Source organism: Streptomyces sp. NPDC088147 (genome assembly GCF_044741565.1).
Lineage (GTDB): Bacteria > Actinomycetota > Actinomycetes > Streptomycetales > Streptomycetaceae > Streptomyces.
Genome location: NZ_JBIUSY010000004.1, coordinates 508,881 through 527,244, shown reverse-complemented (window position 1 = coordinate 527,244; position 18,364 = coordinate 508,881). Strand labels below are relative to the sequence as shown.

Annotated in this window: 16 protein-coding genes and 1 riboswitch; of the genes, 10 read left to right on the top strand and 6 right to left on the bottom strand. The window is 69.5% G+C overall.

All coding sequences use genetic code 11. The features are described from left to right. Positions 1-561 carry a hypothetical protein gene (locus ACIOGX_RS17375; protein WP_401914052.1) on the bottom strand — a complete coding sequence of 187 codons (561 nt, stop codon included), beginning with the start codon at positions 559-561 and terminating at the stop codon, positions 1-3. A 462-nt stretch (positions 562-1,023) separates the two neighbouring features. Between ACIOGX_RS17375 and ACIOGX_RS17370 the strand changes: the two genes are divergently transcribed. Beyond that, complete coding sequence (locus ACIOGX_RS17370) at positions 1,024-1,536, top strand: RNaseH domain-containing protein (protein ID WP_401914049.1); 513 nt, start codon at positions 1,024-1,026, stop codon at positions 1,534-1,536. 24 nt (positions 1,537-1,560) lie between these two features. Here the strand turns inward: ACIOGX_RS17370 and ACIOGX_RS17365 are convergent, their stop codons facing one another. After that, positions 1,561-2,052 (bottom strand): SRPBCC domain-containing protein, encoded by a 492-nt coding sequence (locus tag ACIOGX_RS17365; protein ID WP_401914046.1) that lies wholly within the window; start codon positions 2,050-2,052, stop codon positions 1,561-1,563. 193 nt (positions 2,053-2,245) lie between these two features. On the opposite strand from ACIOGX_RS17365, the gene ACIOGX_RS17360 reads away from it, so the two are divergent. Then, positions 2,246-3,835, top strand: coding sequence for a GH39 family glycosyl hydrolase (locus ACIOGX_RS17360; RefSeq protein ID WP_356511722.1), 1,590 nt, complete (start codon positions 2,246-2,248; stop codon positions 3,833-3,835). A 124-nt stretch (positions 3,836-3,959) separates the two neighbouring features. After that, positions 3,960-5,171, top strand: a complete 1,212-nt coding sequence (locus tag ACIOGX_RS17355) for an ROK family transcriptional regulator (protein WP_356511720.1) — start codon at positions 3,960-3,962, stop codon at positions 5,169-5,171. Positions 5,172-5,287: 116 nt separating this feature from the next. Here ACIOGX_RS17355 and ACIOGX_RS17350 read toward each other — a convergent pair whose 3' ends face one another. Beyond that, complete coding sequence (locus tag ACIOGX_RS17350; protein ID WP_401914043.1) at positions 5,288-6,685, bottom strand: enolase C-terminal domain-like protein; 1,398 nt, start codon at positions 6,683-6,685, stop codon at positions 5,288-5,290. Positions 6,686-6,876: 191 nt separating this feature from the next. Here ACIOGX_RS17350 and ACIOGX_RS17345 point away from each other — a divergent pair, with 191 nt between their 5' ends. The 5 genes from ACIOGX_RS17345 (at position 6,877) to ACIOGX_RS17325 (ending at position 12,895) form a co-directional block, all read left to right on the top strand. Then, positions 6,877-8,202: an ABC transporter substrate-binding protein gene (locus ACIOGX_RS17345; protein WP_401914041.1), complete on the top strand. Its 1,326-nt coding sequence runs from the start codon at positions 6,877-6,879 to the stop codon at positions 8,200-8,202. Next, positions 8,199-9,218, top strand: coding sequence for a carbohydrate ABC transporter permease (locus ACIOGX_RS17340; RefSeq protein WP_384763753.1), 1,020 nt, complete (start codon positions 8,199-8,201; stop codon positions 9,216-9,218). Before ACIOGX_RS17345 ends, ACIOGX_RS17340 begins: the two co-directional genes overlap by 4 nt. Next, positions 9,215-10,123: a carbohydrate ABC transporter permease gene (locus ACIOGX_RS17335; RefSeq protein WP_356511712.1), complete on the top strand. Its 909-nt coding sequence runs from the start codon at positions 9,215-9,217 to the stop codon at positions 10,121-10,123. The genes ACIOGX_RS17340 and ACIOGX_RS17335 overlap by 4 nt, the downstream gene beginning before the upstream one ends. Then, positions 10,120-11,046 (top strand): NAD(P)-dependent oxidoreductase, encoded by a 927-nt coding sequence (locus ACIOGX_RS17330; protein ID WP_356511710.1) that lies wholly within the window; start codon positions 10,120-10,122, stop codon positions 11,044-11,046. The genes ACIOGX_RS17335 and ACIOGX_RS17330 overlap by 4 nt, the downstream gene beginning before the upstream one ends. 825 nt (positions 11,047-11,871) lie before the next feature. Next, a riboswitch (cyclic di-AMP (ydaO/yuaA leader) is annotated at positions 11,872-12,060 on the top strand. A 4-nt stretch (positions 12,061-12,064) separates the two neighbouring features. Beyond that, positions 12,065-12,895: a LysM peptidoglycan-binding domain-containing protein gene (locus tag ACIOGX_RS17325; RefSeq protein WP_356511708.1), complete on the top strand. Its 831-nt coding sequence runs from the start codon at positions 12,065-12,067 to the stop codon at positions 12,893-12,895. A gap of 114 nt (positions 12,896-13,009) precedes the next feature. On the opposite strand, the gene ACIOGX_RS17320 is transcribed toward ACIOGX_RS17325, so the two are convergent. Then, positions 13,010-14,317 carry an amino acid permease gene (locus ACIOGX_RS17320; RefSeq protein ID WP_356511967.1) on the bottom strand — a complete coding sequence of 436 codons (1,308 nt, stop codon included), beginning with the start codon at positions 14,315-14,317 and terminating at the stop codon, positions 13,010-13,012. A 325-nt stretch (positions 14,318-14,642) separates the two neighbouring features. After that, positions 14,643-15,443, bottom strand: a complete 801-nt coding sequence (locus ACIOGX_RS17315; protein ID WP_401767302.1) for an SAM-dependent methyltransferase — start codon at positions 15,441-15,443, stop codon at positions 14,643-14,645. Positions 15,444-15,673: 230 nt separating this feature from the next. On the opposite strand from ACIOGX_RS17315, the gene ACIOGX_RS17310 reads away from it, so the two are divergent. Continuing rightward, positions 15,674-16,321 (top strand): hypothetical protein, encoded by a 648-nt coding sequence (locus ACIOGX_RS17310; RefSeq protein ID WP_401914036.1) that lies wholly within the window; start codon positions 15,674-15,676, stop codon positions 16,319-16,321. Between the two features lie 109 nt (positions 16,322-16,430). Here the strand turns inward: ACIOGX_RS17310 and ACIOGX_RS17305 are convergent, their stop codons facing one another. After that, on the bottom strand, positions 16,431-17,135 hold the full coding sequence (locus tag ACIOGX_RS17305) for a ScbR family autoregulator-binding transcription factor (protein WP_356511702.1): 705 nt from the start codon (positions 17,133-17,135) through the stop codon (positions 16,431-16,433). A gap of 128 nt (positions 17,136-17,263) precedes the next feature. On the opposite strand from ACIOGX_RS17305, the gene ACIOGX_RS17300 reads away from it, so the two are divergent. Further along, complete coding sequence (locus ACIOGX_RS17300) at positions 17,264-18,184, top strand: ScbA/BarX family gamma-butyrolactone biosynthesis protein (RefSeq protein ID WP_356511700.1); 921 nt, start codon at positions 17,264-17,266, stop codon at positions 18,182-18,184. The last annotated feature ends 180 nt before the right edge of the window (positions 18,185-18,364 follow it).

Here is an 18,364-nt window from a genome sequence, read left to right as displayed (position 1 = left end):
TCAGTAGTCGGCGAAGTTCCAGAACATGCCCACCTCGGTGTCCGAGACGACGATCAGGCCGTAGTCCTCCGAGTACACGCTCAGCGGGCTGTACGCCCAGCCCGACGACGTGAAGTCGAGCGTGCCGCTCACGTGACCGGGCTTGTTGACGTTGGTGTGGAAACGGGCGGAGTCTCCGTAGCGCGCGAGGATCGTGCGCGCCATCGCCCGGAGCTCCTCCTCGCTTTCGGCGAAGCGACTCAGGTTGGACAGGGTGCAGCCGTCGTCCGTAAGGGCGAGGAGCAGGTTCTCGGCACTGTCCCGACCGATCTCCTGGAGACGCCTCGCGATGTACTCCGGCGGGTGGGCGACGAAGGGATACGTGGGGGACGCCTCGCGCTCCGGGTTCTGAGCCGCGTCATCGAGACCGGTCCAGCCGCGGGGGTCCGGGGCCCGTGCCATCAGAGCGAGGACGTCGAGGACCCAGTTCTCGTGACGACGCGGGCCCGTGGCGTCGTACGGGTACGCGTCCTCGTACAAGTGGCGTACCGCGGCTTCCCAGGACGTCTGGTCGACGGACATGTGGTGCTGGCCTTTCTCGGCTTTCGCCAGGACTTGGCGGGCATCGACGTCATGACAGTGAACGGAGGGTTGCGGCCGCTGTCGTAGCGGATACGCGTGTCGACGCCGCTCACGTCGTACGCCTGGGCGTTCAGACCGCCCTGCTTGTACCCGGACAGCGGGTCGTTGGGGTCCAGCGGCTGCTTGCTCACGCTGCGGCCGCTGGTCTCGCCGCTCGGCACCGTGTCGTAGAACGACTTGACGTGACTGTCGGAGGCCGGCGGAGGCCTCCTGGCCACCAGCGCACCAGGCCGGATGTGGTCCTGGCCGACAAGGCGTACCGCATCACGATGCGCAGCCGGACCGTAAGGGCGGAGGCTCCAGGACCGTCGCGATCGGCGGCAGCCGCCGATCGCGAGGCGGTCCAGCCTCAGTCCACGGCCGTCCAACGTGAACGTGCTGTAGGCGACCGGGTGATCGTCGTTGTCCGAGTGCTTGAACTGGGTCCGCTCAGGAGCCGGAATCCCCGGCGACATCCAGTACGCGGCGCTCTGGCTCGTCCGCCACACGAGGAAAGGACCCACGCGCTGCCCCGCCCGCCGTCTCGTCGCGGTGCGAGTCCGTCCCGGAGACGGCCCCGGCGTCATCGAAGGGTGGGACGCCGAGCGCACCGAGTGGGTGCCGTATCCGAAGCTGTTGCTGCTCCTCTCCGAGACTCCCGGCTCGGACGTGGCAAGCGTGGGCGCGGGCGACCGCGGTGACGACGCGACCACCCCGGCGGGTGGGCGGCCCGTCGACCGCGCCGGCGCGGAGCAACGCCGGCAGCGGGAGACCGAGGGACAGACGCTGGCGCATCAGTTGCGCTATCACGACGACTACCCCCCACTCGCCCGTCCGCTCCCGCTGCACCTGGCGCGTCTCGCCGGCCAGTATGTGCTTCCGGTGGCTGGGACGAAGGGGGAGCGGAGCGCGGAATCCGGCTCTGACGAGCGCTGACGGTGCCGCGGGGCGCCTGTTCGGTTATCCGGGCTCCGCGCTCTCGCCGTCCGGTCGCCCGTCCGACTCGACCAGCCGCGCGAGGTTCGCCAAGGCCATGCGGGTGCCCAGCTCGTTGTCGGCGGCGGGTACGGCGTCGGGCATACCCTCGTGCACGATCACGACATCCGTCGCGCCGTCCGCGTCCGTGAGTGTGGTCGTCATCGTCATCGTGCCGCTCATGCCGGGGTCCGTCGTCTCGAACGCGAACACTTCGGTCACCTGCTCGTCCGGCACGAGCCGTACGAAGTGGCCGTGGTACGTGTCGGTGTGCGCGGCCGACTTGCCGGTGGCGGCCGGGTCGTCGTAGGTGAGGGAGACGCGGAACGTTCCGCCCTCGCGGGGATCGAACGCGTGCACGTGGCTGGTCATGCCGTCGGGCACTCGCCAGCTCGCGAGCGCCTCCGGGTCGAGAAGCGCTCGGTAGACGGCCGCGCGGGGGGCCTTCACGCGGTGGCTGACTCGCGTCGCATACATGGAATCCAACGTATCGCCGGCGGCCTCCGCGACGGCAGGGGCGGTAACGGTCCGGACAGGTCACGTCCCGGGATTAGATATATCAATCATTTTGATTTATCGTCTGTCGCACAGCACCACCAGTACCACCACCAGCAGCACCAGCATCAGTACCAGCACCACTGCCTGCCGTACCGGGACGGAAGGAACCACCATGTCGGGCGACATCACGGTCAGTGCCCTCGCGAACGCCCCCGCGACCCCGCTGCCGCACTTCTGGAGCCGCGTCGTCGGCGCCGGGCGCGCCAACGAGGGGCTGCGCGCCGACTGGCAGCGCCAGCTCCGCGAGGCCCACGAGGCGTGCGGCTTCGAGTACATCCGCTTCCACGGGCTCTTCCACGACGACATGTTCGTGTACACGGAGCGTGAGGACGGCACCGCGGTCCACAACTTCCAGTACGTCGACGCACTCTTCGACTTCCTGCTGGACCTCGGGGTCAGGCCGTTCGTGGAGTTCGGCTTCAGCCCGCGTGCCCTCGCCCGGGAGACCAACACCGTCTTCTGGTGGGGAGCGCACGGCGCCCCGCCCGTTGACCTCGACAAATGGGCCGCGCTGATCGACGGCATCACCCGCCACTGGATCACCCGGTACGGGATCGAGGAGGTGCGCCGCTGGTACTTCGAGGTGTGGAACGAGGCCAACCTCCGGGGCTTCTTCCACGGCACCCGCTCCGAGTACTTCGAGCTGTACAAGGTCACCGCGCGCGCGGTGAAGAACGTGGACGAGCGGCTGCGCGTCGGCGGCCCCGCCACCTCCAACTTCGTGCCCGACGAGCGCTTCGGCGGCGAGTCCGAGGATGTCTCCCGGCGCATCGTCGCGGGCCGCGACGACATCGACGACCTGGAATGGCGTCCGGTGTGGATGGCGGCCTTCCTGGACTACTGCGTCGCGGAAGGGCTGCCCGTCGACTTCGTCTCCACCCACCCGTACCCCACGGACTGGGCGCTGGACGAGCACGGCCAGGGCGAGAAGCTCACCCGCGGCAAGGACGCCACCCCGGTCGACCTGGCCCTGCTGCGCGAACTGATCGCCAAGAGCCCGTACCCGGACGCCGAGATCCATCTCACCGAGTGGTCCTCGTCCTCCTCGCCGCGCGACCACACCCATGACACGCTGCCCGCCGCCACCTACGTCACGCGCTCGATCCTGCACTCGCTCGGTACGGTCGACTCGCTCGCGTACTGGACGTTCACGGACGTCTTCGAGGAGGGCGGGGCAGGCGACGAGCTGTTCCACGGCGGCTTCGGCATGATCACGCTGCCCGGTATCCCCAAGCCGACCTTCCACGCGTACCGCATGCTGCACACACTCGGTGACGAGCTGATCGAGCGCGGCGAGGACCATGTCGTGACCCGCTCGGCCGCCACCGGCCGGATCACCGCGCTCGTCCACCACTACCCGGAGGAGGAGCCCAAGTCCGTGCCCGCCTCCTTCGACGACCGGGCCGTGGCCGAGATCACCCAGGCCAAGGGGCGGCCCCGGCGGCTGGCACTGGAGATCGGCGCGCTCGCGGCCGGCGCCCCCTTCCGGGTCGAGGTGCTGGACTCCGCGCACGGGGACGCCATCGGGGCCTGGCGGGCCCTCGGTTCGCCGGCCGCGCCCACCCGCGAGCAGCTCGCCCATCTCGACCGGCTGGCCCGTGCCACCGAGGTACGGACCGTCGCCGCCGGCGAGGACGGGGTGCTGCGGCTGGACACGGCCGTCAGCCCCTGGTCGCTCATCCTCATCGAGCAGTTGGGCTGATACCGGCACAAGCGGGCTTTGCGGACACGCATCACGCCCCAGCCGGTACGATTCCATCGATTTGACGCACCCAGGGAACGGCGGCATCTGGCCGCCGTCCCTTTCCGGGGCCGGGAGACGGACTTTGACGAGCAAGAAGGCGAGCGCCGGGAAGGCGTCGATCAGGCGCGGCACCAACCTGCCGCGCATGGGTGACTTCAACGAATCCGTCGTCCTGGACGCGATCCGGCGCCACTCCGCGGGCCTGAGCCGGGTCGAACTCGCCCAGGCCACCGGGCTGTCGGCGCAGACCGTCTCCAACATCACCCGCCGACTGCTCGACCAGGGCGTGGCCCGCGAGTCAGGGAAGCAGAGCACCGGCAGCGGCAAACCCCGTACGCTCCTCCGGATCGCCCCCGGGGCCCGCTACGCCGTGGGCGTGCATCTCGACCCGGCCGTCATCACGTACGTACTGCTCGACCTGCTCGGTACGGTCGTCGCCCAGCGCAGCGAACGGACTCCGCGCGGCGGCGACACCGACCAGGTCGTGGCGGGCATCGCCGCCTCGGTGACCGCGCTGGTGGCCGAGTCGGGCGTGGACAGGGAACGCGTACTGGGCCTGGGGATCGCCGCGCCGGGACCGATCGACGCGGCGGCCGGGCTGGTCGTGGACCCGCCGGAACTGCCCGGCTGGGGAAGCGTTCCGCTGCGCGACCAGCTCAGCGAGGCGACCGGCTATCCCGCCCTGCTGGACAAGGACGTGATCGCGGCCGTCGTCGCCGAGCGCTGGTCCGGGGCGGCCACCGAGAGCCGTAACTTCCTCTTCTTCTACCTCGGCACAGGCTCCGGCATGGGGCTGGTCGTCGACGACACCGTGCTGCGCGGCGTCTCCGGCAACGTCGGCGAGGTCGGCGGTCTCGGCGCGGCCTGCTCGACGCGGGTCCTGGTCGACGAGGCCATCGCGCTCGGTGTGCTCGGCGGGGAGTTCACCCCCATGGATCCCGGGGACGCCCAGCGCGGCCTCGAACAGCTGGCGGTCCTCGCCGAGCGGGGAGAGGAGCGGGCCGGCAGCATCATCGACCGCTGGGGGGTCCGGATCGGCCGGGGTGTCTGCGCGGCCGCCACGCTCCTGGACGTGGACACCATCGTCTTCGGCGGCCCGATATGGCACCTCCTCGCCGACCGGCTCCTCGCCCTCATCGAGCCGATGGTCGCGCAGTCCCCGTTCGTCAAGCCGATCCATCCCACGCTGGTCATCACCACCGCCGTCGGCGAGAACGTCGCGGCCGTGGGAGCGGCGTCGCTCGTCCTGGACCGGACGCTCTCCGCGCAGCCGAAATCCCTGCTGCTGGGGTGAGCCGCGGGCGGGCGGTGAGCCGCGGACAGGGAGCGAGCCGCTGATACGGGTGAGGCCCCGCCGGCCGGCGGGGCCTCACGCGCGTACGGCGACGGCCGGGGCCGCTCACGGCACGGTCAGGGCCGCTGCACACTCCCGTCCGTGTTGCGCAGCAGCGCCCAGCGGTCGTGCTCCAGGGGCTCGGTCACCGGGTACCTGCGTACGGCCGACTCGTCGAAGTCCACTCCCAGGCCCGGCTGTTCGGAGGGGTACAGCTGCCCCTCGCGCGGCACGGGCGCGCCGGGGAAGACCTCCAGGGTGGCTTCCTTGAAGGGGGCCGCCTCCTGGACGCCGAAGGCGGGGGAGCTGATGTCCAGGGCCAGGTTGGCGGCCATGCCGACGGGGCTGACGTCGCCGGGACCGTGCGGCGCCGTCCGCACCCCGAACAGCTCGCAGGCCGCGACGAGTTTGCGGGTCGGCGTCAGACCGCCCAGGGTGGGGATACGGATCCGCGCGAAGTCGATGACCCGCTGTTCCAGCAGCGGCAGGTACATCGTGATGTCGTGGTACAGCTCTCCCACCGCGAGCGGGACCGAGCCGGCCCGGCGGAGCTGACCGAAGTGGGCCGCGTCCTCGGGGGCGAGGGCGTCCTCCAGGAAGAACAGCCGGGCGTCCTCCACCTCGTGCACCAGCTCACGGGCCTGCGAGGGCGTCAGCCGCTCGTGTGCGTCGTGCAGCAGCTCCACTCCCGTGCCGACCCGCTCCCGGATGTCGCGCAGCACCGGCGGGACATGGCGCAGATAGCCCAGTGAGTCCCAGCTCCCCGCGCGCAGCCGGCGCCGGCGGGCTTCGGCCTCGTCGCGCGGGGCCGTGCCGTACGTGTCCGTGCCGGGGACCGCGACCTGGACGCGGACATGGCGGTAGCCGCGCTCGGCGGCGGCGAGCACCCGCTCGGCGATCTCGCCCGCCTCCTCGCCGTCCACGTGCGTGTACGCCTCGGCGGCCTCCCGGGCCCGGCCGCCCAGCAGCTGGTGCAGCGGCAGCCCCGCCGCCTTGCCCTTGATGTCCCAGAGCGCCACATCGACGCCGGCCAGGGCGTTCTGGGCGATCGAACCGCCGCGCCAGTAGCCGCTGTTGAGCAGCAGCCGGTGCAGGTCCTCGATGTCGTGGGGGTCGCGGCCCAGCAGCATCGGGCCGAAGTAGTCGTCGACGACCGAACGGATCGCGAGGGTTCGCTGCGGGTCGCTGGCGCAGCCGAGCCCGTACAGGCCGGGCTGATTCGTCTCCACGCGCACGATCACGTAGGGGCAGCCCTGCGGGGCGCACAGGAACGTGCGGACCGCCGTCACCCGCAGGGAGTCGGAGCCCCGCAGGGAGTCGGAGCCCCGCGAGGAGTCGGAGCCCTCCGAGGGGCTCCGTGAGGAGTCCGCACCCTGCGAGGAGCCGGATCGCGTCCAGGGGGCCGGGGCCAGCACCTCCGCCGTCTCCGCCCGCTCCGTGCTCGCTGTCGTATCCCGTGTCTTCGCTGCCGTCATGGGTCCCCTCCGAGGTGATGGCACGTCCGTGTTTTCCCGGTGTTACAACTGTTGACACCGTACATCAAGTCGATTTAGATTCGCTGCGTCATAGAGGAGCTGGACGGACAGCCCCGAAGAAAGGCGCTGGGAACGTGATACGACTTCTCCCAGCCGCGCGTCGCACCTCGATACTCGCTTCGGTCGCCGCTATGGGTGTGCTGATCGCGGGTTGCGGTTCGAACGGCGGGAACGGTGCCGGACGCGATGAACTTTCCATGTGGACCTTCAAGCAGTCCCATGTGGCCGCTTTGCGGGCGGCCGCGGAAAAGTTCACCGCCGAGACCGGAACAAAGGTGAATATTCAGGCGGTGACGCCGGATGACGCCTTTCTGACCAAGGTCCAGGCCGCGGCCCGCACCAATGATCTGCCCGATGTGCTCGAAGTGCACGCCAACGGCGATGACCTCGCGTTCGGCGGGGCGGGCCTGCTGGAAGACCTCTCCAAGGACGTCGACCAGAAATGGCTGGACCAGTACCTCCCCCAGGTCCTCAAGGACGGCACGGTCACCCCCGACGTCTACAAGGCGTCGCTCACCGAGGGTTCCAAGACCCAGGGCGTGCGACTGGGGCAGCGATTCAGTGTGCCGCTCACCGTCGGCACCCAGGGCGTCGTCTATATGAACAAGGACCGCGCGGCGAAGGCCGGGGTCACCCGGGCGCCGGCCACGTGGGAGGAATTCATCGACGCCCTCGACAAGGTGAAGAAGGCATACCCGGACAACGGCGGGGTGACCGTCGGTGTGAAGCAGCCCTCCACGGCTCTCGAATGGCTGATGCAGCCGATGGCGTTCGGCCTGCTCGGGAAGGAGAAGTTCGAGGCGCTCTTCGGCCCGGACGCCTCCCAGGGCTGGTCGTCGCCCAACGGCCAGAAAGTGCTGAACACCTACAACGAGGTGACCCCGTACTGGATGCCGGGCACCCAGTCCAAGGGGATCGACGAGGCGGATCTCGCCTTCGCCCAGGGCAAGGCGTCCTTCGACATCGGCGGCACCTACACGCTGGCGTTTCTCGCCGAGAACGGCTACGACGCGGACAACCTCATGACGTTTCCCGTGCCGCCGCCTGAGGACGCCGCCATCCCCGGCCTCCAGCTCTCGCCGTTCTCGCTCACGGGCCTCTCCATCACCCGGAAATCGGACAAGAAGGACGAGGCCCTGCAATGGCTGAAGTTCCTCTCCAGGGACGAGGTCGCCGCCGACTTCGGAAAACAGGCACTCGACGTGCCGCCCAATGATCTCGACAAGAGCCAGAGCGAGGCGCTCGGTCCGGTCCTGAATTCCATGGAAGCCGCCTTCGGCTCCGGCGCGAATTCCTACAACGCCGGCTATACCGCCTACCGTCCCAGCCTGTACGACCCCGGAAAGGTCGGAGCCGTACTGGCCCAGTTCACCCCGCTGAAGTCACGCAGCGCGGAAAGTACGGGTGCCCAGATGAGTTCCATGCTGAAGTCCTACTGGGCGGAGCAGAACAAATGACGGCCGGAACCGGTACGGCGACGGCCGTCGGCACCGGCACCGGGAAAGGCGCGGGCCCCTCGTCCGCCGGGCAGCCGGGCGGCGGCGCACCCCGCCGCGGACTCTTCGGCGCACTGCGCGAGAAGCGCAGGCAGGCCGCCTGGGGCTACCTCTTCGTCGCCCCCGCGATCGTCCTGTTCGCCGTCATGGGCGTCTACACCATCGTCTACGGCTTCTCACTGAGCTTCGCCCAGTGGAACGGCTTCTGGCCCGAGTGGAACTGGCGCGGCTTCCGCAACTACACGGATCTGCTCGGCGGCAGCCCGACGTACTGGCCGATCGTGAAGAAGGCCGCGGTCAACACCCTGTGGGTCGTCATCGCGGTGCCCCTGCTCACCGTGCTCGTCGCCTTTCCGCTGGCCCTCGTCCTGAACCAGGTCAAGCGCTTCCAGGGCGTCCTGCGCTCCGTCTACTTCGTGCCGTACGTGACGACCGGAATCGCCGTCTACTTCGCCTGGAACTACATCCTGGAGCCGAACGGCGCCGTCAACCTGCTCCTCAAGACCGTCGGCCTCGGCTCGCTCCAGCAGCCGCAGGGCTGGCTCGGCAACCCGGACACCGCGCTGGCCACGATGATCGTCGTCATGGTCTGGTCGGCCGTGCCGGTCGCGATGCTGCTGTATCTGACCGGACTCCAGTCGCTGGACAGCTCCCTGCTGGAGGCCGCGCAGATCGACGGCGCCGGCTGGCTGCGCTCCACCACGACCGTCGTGTGGCCGCTCATGAAGCCCATCACCGTCGTCGTGCTCCTGCTCAACGTGCGCGACTCCCTCCAGGGCTTCCAGTCCTTCCTGATCATGACGAACGGCGGTCCGGGCGACTCCACGAGCGTCCTGGGGCTGGAGACCTACCGGCTCGCCTTCCTCTCCGAGCTGTCCCCGACGCTGGGTCTCGCCAGCGCCCTGGGCTGGCTCCTGTTCCTGGCGGCCCTCGTCGTCGCCTTCATCAACCAGCGGGTGATGAGGAGGATGGGATGAGCGGCGAAACGCTTTCCCCACCGCGGCGGGCGGGCATCCGCGTCCAGGACCGGACCGTGCCGCGGACCGGCGGACGCAGGCCCGTCGGCAGGACCGCCGTCCGTGCCCTCGTCGGGATCGTGCTCGCCGCCTACGCGGCGGTCAGCGTCTATCCCTTCCTGTGGATGGTCTCGGCGGCCTTCAAGACCAACAAGGAGGTGCAGGAGGGCGGTCATCTCATACCGCACGACCCGACCCTCCGTACCTTCGCCGACACCTGGAACAAGCTCGACTTCTTCGACTACTTCCTCAACAGCGTCAAGGTCACCGTCCTGACGACCGTGCTGGTCGTGGTGGTCTACTCGGCCGCCTCGTACGCCTTCTCCGTGCTGGCGTTCCCCGGCAAGAAGTGGCTGTACCGGCTGTTCCTCGTGCTGCTCTTCGTGCCCGGAGTGGTGACACTGCTGCCGATCGTGCTGCTGGAGAGCAAGCTCGACATCCTCGGCACGCACTGGGGCCTGATCCTGCCGTTCGTCAACGGCAGCGCCCCGCTGGCGATCCTGATGCTGACCAACGCGTTCAGATCGGTACCGGGGGAGCTGCGCGAGGCGGCGCGCATGGACGGCGCGGGAGAGCTGCGGATCTTCAGCCGTATCTATCTGCCGCTGGCCAGGCCCGCCGTCATCACCATCGCGCTGCTCACGGCGATCCCGACCTGGAACGAGTATCAGCTCACCCGGATCTCGCTGAACGACCCGCACACGTACACCCTGCCGATCGCGCTCCAGGCGATGCAGTCGCAGAGCGTCGTGCAGTACAACTCGCTGATGGCGGCGGCTCTGATCATGGTGGTCCCGGTGATCGTCCTGTTCCTGTGCGCCCAGCGTTACTTCGTCAACGGACTGATGGGAGCGGTCAAGGGATGAGCGGGCGGACAGCAGGGGAGAGCGACGGCCGGACGGTACTGGTGACCGGCGCGGCCGGCGGGATTGGCCGGGCCGTCGTGGCCGACCTCATCGGCGCGGGCTTCCGCGTCGTGGGCGCCGACCTGGAGCGGGGCGACGGCGAGGACGGCTGTGTCCGGTTCGTCACCGGCGACCTCGGCGAGGCGCAGACCGTCACGGAGAGCTTCGCGGCCGCCCGGGAGGCGGCGGGGGAGGACGGTGTGTTCGCCGGGGTCGTCCATCTCGCCGCGTACCCGGCGCCCGGCATCGTGTCGGAGGAGGAGACACTGCGCGCCAACGTGCTCGCCGCCTACCTGGTGTTCCAGGAGGCGGGCCGGCTCGGGGTGCCGCGCGTGGTCGGCGCCTCCAGCGCGGCGGCCGTCGGTATCGCGTGGGCCGACCGGGACCTGCACCCGGTGTACGTCCCCGTCGACGAGGACCACCCGGACCTCACCGTCGACTCCTACGGACTGTCCAAGGTCATGTCGGAGAAGGCGGCGGAGTTCACGACCCGGCGCTACGGCACGGCCACGGTCATGCTGCGGTTCCCGTTCGTCGGGGCGGGCGACCGGCTGCGGGAGCGGCTGGCCGAGGTGCACGGCGACCCCGCGCCCAACCGCCGCGAACTGTGGGGCTGGCTGCACACGCCGGACGCCGCCCGAGCCGTACGGGCCGCCCTGACGGCCGACCTCACGGGCCACCATGTCGTCAACGTGGCCGCGCCCGACAGCGCGGCGCTGGAGCCCACCCGCGAGCTGCTGGAGGCGTACCACCCCACCAGCGAGATCCGGGGCGCGCTGGACGGACACGCGTCGCTGTTCGACACCACCCGCAGCCGCGAACTCCTCGGCTTCACCGCGGCGGGCCGGGCGGACTGGCCGACGTCGGCGCCAGACACGCCCTAGGAGACCTTCCCACTCACGATCCCACGCACCGCAGCGACATCCTGTCGCTGCGGTGCTTGCGTATGACCCCGCTCCGCGGGCGGCGGACGGTGTCGACGAGACCCGGCTCGCCCCGTACCGACGGGCCGATCCCCCGAACCGGCGCGCCGGCCAAGCGAGTTGGGTACGCGGCACCGAATACGTCCCGTACGCGCCACGGTCGCTGTGAACTGCCTTCTGAATAAAGGGGATTCGATGAATTCAGCCCGTTCCCCGGTGAAAGTCCGTCGCGGAGCCGGTGCGTGGCCCGCCATTTTCCGGAAGCGATAGAGAGTCAGAAAGGCTCAAGGCTCCACCAATTCCATGGCGTTGAGCGGTTCAATGGCCGAGCGAAGCGGATCGCATGGGATCCGCCGGGGTCCGTGAGGGACCGTACGAGGCGGCTTCCGTATTACGTGATCATGTGCGATACGGCGCCCTGCGGGGGTGCGCGCCTTTCCGGTTGTGGGCCCGAGTGCCGGGGTCGGACCGGGCGTGGCGCAACGTTCCTTTATGGGCGATTTATCTCCGTTCTTCCCGAAGTCCATTTCGGTGTCTTTCATGCGACTTTCTCCTCTCTGGGGGGTGCCCTGAGCTGGACATTTCCGTCATGGGCGTGATGTGTGTCACGTAAGTGCCGGGTCGCGAGGGCCGTCTCGTCGTTCATTTCGTCCGCAGGGAAGGCGAGTTGAGAGCCCCGGTATCGGGTGGGTAACGAGATCTTTCGGGGTCGGAATCGTGAATTGGATTCCGTTGTGAATTCAGGGCTTGTTTCGCCCGGTCGTCCTCGCTTACGTTCTCGTCACTCCGGATGGAACGCCTAATCCTGCCGCCATCCGGAAACCCACACCCACCCACGTACGGCAGGAGCGGGGGACCCAGGTAAGTCGCCGATCCGTACTCCGGACCGGCTTGGGGTGAAGCCGCGATCAGCACGCGGCCGGGCATCTCCAGCCCGAACCCGACAGCTCACCTCGCAGGCGGAGGAGAGGAATTCGTCATGGCCTCAAAGGCTAAGCACCGTCGTCCCAAGAACAACCCCGTCGCCAGAGGCCTCGTCACCGCGGGCACGGGCGGTGCCGTACTCGCCTTCCCCCTGCTGGCCGCGACCACCGCGGAAGCGGCCCCGGCGCACACCGCCGCCACCGCCAAGCTGCCCATGGCTCCGGCCGCCGCCGTTCAGACGGACATCCCGGCGACCTACTCCGTGGTCTGGGGGGACTCGCTGTCCAAGATCGCGGACGCGTACTCGATCAGCGGCGGCTGGCAGAAGCTGTACGAGGACAACCGCGACGCCATCGGCGGCAACCCGTCGCTGATCCACCCCGGTCTCACGCTGACGCTGGGAACGGAGTCCGCGTCGGAGGCCCCGGCCGACTCCACCGCCGACTCCACGGCCGACGAGAGCGCCACCGCCGACGAGACCGCCCCGGCCGACGAGACCGCCACCACGGACGAGACCGCCTCGGCCGACACCGGCGCCGCCACCCAGACGACCGCGCAGACGTACACCGACGACCTGGACGGCTGGATCCGGGAGTCGCTGGACGTCATGGCGCAGCACGGCATCCCCGGCTCCTACGAGGGCATCTACCGCAACATCATGCGCGAGTCCTCGGGCAACCCGGCCGCCATCAACAACTGGGACTCCAACGCGGCCGCCGGCACCCCGTCCAAGGGCCTGCTTCAGGTCATCGACCCCACGTTCCAGGCCTACCACGTGCCCGGTACGTCGACGGACAGCTACGACCCGGTCGCCAACATCACCGCCGCGAGCAACTACGCGGCCGACCGGTACGGCTCGATCGACAACGTGAACGGCCCCTACTGACAGGCCCTCACACCCGTCGCGGCAGGCCGGACAGCCCTCAGGGCCTGTCCGGCCTGCCGGCGTTCGCGCGTCTCCCCGTCCGTCCCCGTGTCCCGCGTCCCCGCGTCTCCCGGGTCAGGCGCGCCGCGCGCGCAGCTCCCGTACCCCCGCCGCCGCCAGCACGAGCGCCGTCGCGCCCAGGGACCACAGCAGCTGCGGGCGCGCCGCGTCATTCGTCAGCATCAGGCCGAAGACGACCGCCATCGCGGCGAGCGTGGCCCAGGTCAGCCCGGGGAAGAGCCACATCCTCAGCACCAGCCGCTCCGGTGCCTCCCGCTCGATACGGCGCCGCAGCCGCAGCTGCGACACCGCGATCAGGGCCCAGACGAAGAGAAGCACCGCGCCGACCGCGTTGAGCATGTACAGGAAGACCGAGTCGGGCCATCGGAGATTGAGCAGCACCGACACGAAGCCGAAGGCCACGGACGCGAGGACCGCCCGTCGGGGCACACCGCCGCCGCTCACCTTCAGCAGGGACGTCGGCGCCTCACCCCGTTCGGCCAGCGAGAAGACCATCCGGGACGATCCGTAGAGGTTGGCGTTGAGCGCCGACAGCAGGGCCACGAACACCACGATGTTCATGATCTGCGCGGCGGACGGGACACCGATGGCGTCGAGGACGGTGACATACGGGCTCAGTCCGGCCCGCTGCGCCGTCCAAGGCAGCACCGTCACGATGACCAGCATCGAACCGACGTAGAAGAACAGGATCCGGAACACCGCGCTGCGCACCGCCCGGGACACCGAACGCACCGGGTCGTCGGACTCCGCCGCCGCGATCGTGACCACCTCCAGGCCACCGAAGGCGAAGACGACGGCGAGCACGCCCGAGATGACGCCCTGCCAGCCGCCGGGCAGGAAGCCGTCCTGCCCGGCGAGGTGGGTGAAGCCGACGGGGTCGGTGTCGGGCAGCAGGCCGAAGACCGCCAGCAGCCCGAGCACCAGGAACGCGACGATCGCGAACACCTTCAGGGCCGCGAACCAGAACTCGAACTCGCCGAAGTTCTTCACGGCCGCGAGGTTCGTGCCGGTGAAGAACACCATGAAGACCAGCACCCACGCCCACTGCGGCACCGAGGGCAGCCAGCCGTTCGCGATCTGCGCCGCGCCCGTCGCCTCCACCGCGAGGACGACGACCAGCAGGAACCAGTACAGCCAGCCCGCGCTGAACCCCGCCCAGCGGCCGAGCGCGCGCTCGGCGTACACGGAGAACGAACCCGACGCCGGCATCGCGGCCGACATCTCGCCCAGCATCCGCATCACACACATCGCGAGCGCGCCCGCGATCAGATACGAGACGACGATCCCGGGCCCGGCCATCGCGATCCCGGCCCCCGAGCCGACGAAGAGCCCGGCGCCGATGACCCCGCCGAGGCCGAGCATGGTCAGATGGCGCTGCTTGAGCCCGCCGGCGAGCGGTGTCCGAGTGGCCGCCGCGGCCGTGGCCGCGGCAGCGCCCGTATCCGTGCGGTCCGTATCGGTGCGGTCCGTGTCCGTCCGGTCGGTGTCGGTCCGGGCCGGGATGTCGGGCGGGGTCTGGTCGTGCATGAGCGGTCAGGCTGCCTTCGGGACGGTGGGGGGATCTGCGGCACCACGCAGTGTCCCCGGACCACGCCCTCCCAGGCAAAACGAGCCGATCTCCACGGAACGACGCGACGACGCGACGACGGCACGTGGGAAGCGGCGGAGCGACAGAACAACGGTCGGGTCAGCGTATGCGGGCGACTCCGGCGTAGATACCGCTGTCGTATCCGCCGCTCTCCTCTTCCGTCGGCGCGGCCGTGTCCTTGTACCAGTGCGGGGCCGTGACCAGTCCCGGCTCGGCGAGGTCCATGCCCTCGAAGAACCGCGCCACCCCCGCGCGGGTACGGAAGCCGAGCGTGATGCCACCCCGCTTGTACTGCGCGACCACCTGTTCCACCAGCTCGGGGTAGAGATCGGACGCGGCGTGCGAGAGCACCAGATAGCTGCCGCCGGGAAGGGCTTCCACCAGGGTCCCGACGATGTCGTAGGGCTTCTCGTCCTCCGGGATGAAGTGCATGAGGGCGATGAGCGAGAGCGCGATCGGGCGGCTGAAATCCAGGAAACCGCGGGCGTGCTCCAGGATCGCCCGCGGCTCGCGGACATCCGCCTGGATGTAGTCGGTGGCGCCTTCCGGCGCACTGACCAGCAGGGCCTCGGCATGCCGCAGGACGATGGGATCGTTGTCGGTGTAGACGACCCGGGCCTTCGGGTTGATCTCCTGGACGATCTGATGCAGGTTCGGCCTGGTCGGGATGCCGGTGCCGATGTCGAGGAACTGGTCGACGCCGCTGAGCGCCAGCCAGGCGGTCGCGCGGCGCATGAAGGCACGGTTCTGCCGTGCGGCGGCCCTCGCCTCGGCCGGCAGTTGTGCCCCCACCGCCTGGTCGGTGGCGTAGTTGTCCTTGCCACCGAGGAGAAAGTCGTAGACACGGGCGGGATGCGGCTTGCTCGTGTCGATCCAGGGCTTGGGTGTCTGGGCCGTCATAGAACGCTCCCATGGCGTGGAGGCGGGGAAAGAACCTGGTGAAGGAGCCCCGCGTCGACGAGGCATCGGTTTCGGGCGATGCGGGTGGGCGCGAGCGGTAACAGGGTATGTGATGAGGGCAGTTGCTGTTCGAACAAGGTGCGTCTGTACGAGCGGCCGGATGCCGCGTGCGGGCGGCCGGACGCGAGCCGGGCTGGGCTCGCACAGGATTCTCGTCCATACTTCCGGACGTGGAGCAGCGCATAGACTCGAATATCTGGCCCGAGCGTGCCGTGGGGAAAGACCCGGCGTACGTTCCCGGCCTCATGGTCCCCCGCCCCGCCGGGACAGCGGAGACGGACTCGGAGCGGGCGGAGACCGAGGAGCGCGCGCCCGAAGGCGTGGCCCCCTCGGACGCCCCCGCGAAGGACGTCCCCGATGAGCCCGCCCTCGACACGGACGGCGCCACCGGCACGGCCGAAGCGGCGAAGGAAGCCTCCGAGGAGGGGAAGGCCCCCTCGCAGGACGCCTCTTCCGACGGTGACGACCCCTCCGGCGGCGACGACTCCGACGACGGCCCCGCCAAGGACGCCTCCGCCGAGGACGCCTCCGCCGAGGACGGCCCCGTCTTCGAGGCCGCCGACCGGCGCGGCTCGATCACCGCGAACAGCGAGGGCGTCCGGTTCCGGCTGGACGACCAGGAGGCCGACTTCTGGTGGGACGAGATCGGCGCGGTCGAGATCAAGACCCCGCGGTTCGGGCGCCGGTTCACGGTCACGGTGCATGTGTCGGAGCGCCGCTGGTTCGACGCGGAGGTCGAGGCCGACAGCAGGAACCGGCTCAAGGAGTGGACGGAAGAGCTGGACGCCGTCCTGGACGCCTACTTCGAGGAGAACTGAGCTCCCGAGGAGAACTGAGCGCCCGAGGAGACCTGAGCGCCCGGGGAGAACCGGGCGGCGCCCCAACTCGCCGTACGGGGGACCTGGTTGAAAACGCGCGGCCGGGCGCTCAGCCGCTCTTGGTGAGTACGCGGCCCCCGAACCGCGCCCGGCGCTCGTCCGCCGTTCCCTCGGCGCGCTCCCGTTCCCGCACCCGCGCGAGCAGCAGCGCCGGGTCGGGATCCGTCTGAAGCGCGGTCAGGAGCAGCAGCCAGAGATCCGACAGGCCCTCCTCGATCTGCCGCCGTCCCTCCAGGGCGTCGGAGACGGTGTGCAGCCCGAAGAAGGCGCAGACCAGTCCGTGCGCGGCCACTTCGGGACACACGCCCGGGGCGAGCGCTCCCTCGGCGCGGGCCTCTTCGAGCAGCGCGGTGACCGTCTCCAGCCAGCCGACGAACGGCCGGGGCAACGTGACGTCGATGGCCGCGCGTTCCGCCCACAGCCGGGAACCGGCGCGGATGACGACATCGTCGCGAAAAGCTCTGGCCACATCGAAACTCAGGGCGACCAGCCTTTCGAGCGCGGGGCGGTCGGCCGCCTTGTAACGGCCGATCAGCTCGGGCCAGGTCGCGAAATGCTCCTCCACAATGGCCAGGGCCAGATTCTCCTTGCTGGCGTAGTGGAAGTAGATGGCCCCGCTGGTACGGCCGGACCGCGCGCTGATATCACTGATGCTGGTACCGGCATAGCCGCGCTCATCGAACAAATGTGCCGCAGCCTCCAGGAGAAACCTGCGCGTCGCTTTCGCCCGAACCTGCTCCGCCCGAACCTGCACGTGTACCCCGGATTCCCGTTCCGTTAAATGACAGCACGCAATGTAGCGGCTTTTCACGCGGGGCGTGACGGCGTGTGGCGGGGGCGGGCTGGGGTGCGCGTACCGGAGAATTGCGATGTTCTTATCGCATGAATACATCGGTTGGTGACATCGCCGGGGAAGTCCGGCCGCTGTCCTGGTCGCGCACCGTCGACCGCGAGATGGTGCATCGCGTCTCCGTGGCGGAGGTGCTGCTCACCGACGTACGTCAGACCGAAAACGGCGATTTCGAAGCCGCCGCCTCCTGGCCCCGCTCTCATCCGACGTTTCCGCGCGACGGCGCCGATCTGCACAGCCCGTTGATGATCGTCGAGACACTGCGTCAGCTCGGGATCTACATTCCGCTGCGGTATTTCGGGGTCTCACCCGCCGCGAGCCTGATCATCACCGATCTGTTCTTCGACCTCGACCCCGCGTCCGAGCCGCGGGCGGCCTCCGGTGCCACCCGCGTCACCTGCCGGGTGCGGGTCGCCCATGTGCGCCACGCCCCGGACGGATCCGCGACCGGGCTGCGTCTCCAGGTCTCCTATCTGGCCGACGGGGCACTCTTCGCGCTGGCCGGCGGGGGTGCGCGGTTCCTCGAACCCGAGCAGTACGGCACCGTACGGGCGGGCCGCGCGGGGGCCGCCGCTCCGTCCGTCCCCCGCGCGGACGCCCCGGCCCGCCCCGATGCCCGGCGGCTGGGGGTGACCGGCGCACACGATGTCGTGATCGGGACCGAGGGCGCCACCCTGCTGGTGGACCCCGCGGATATGCGGCATCCCTTCTTCTTCGACCACGCGTCGGATCACGTCCCGGGCATGGTCGTACTGGAGGCGGCCCGGCAGGCGGCGGCCTTCGAAAGCGGCGGAAGGCTGCTGCGGCCTACCGCCGGTCGGCTGAAAACGGCGCGCTTCATCGAATACAGCCCGGCCGCCCGCGTTCTGTGCGTGCCGCACCACGCGACCTGCGTCTTCCGCTTTCTCCAGGACGGCGAACAGAAGGCCTTTGGAGTCCTCCGCTACCAATAAACAGATTTAGACACTAAATGCAATCGCTTGACTGCCGAGAGTAGTCCTCTCTAGCGTAGCGATCGTTATGTTCCTGGCGGTCGCCGGAACTGGCCTTCTCCATAAGGCCGCGCCCGCCAGGGATCGCACCCGTCCGACAACGGGTGACCAACACGCCCGCGGTGTTTCGCACCGTTGCGG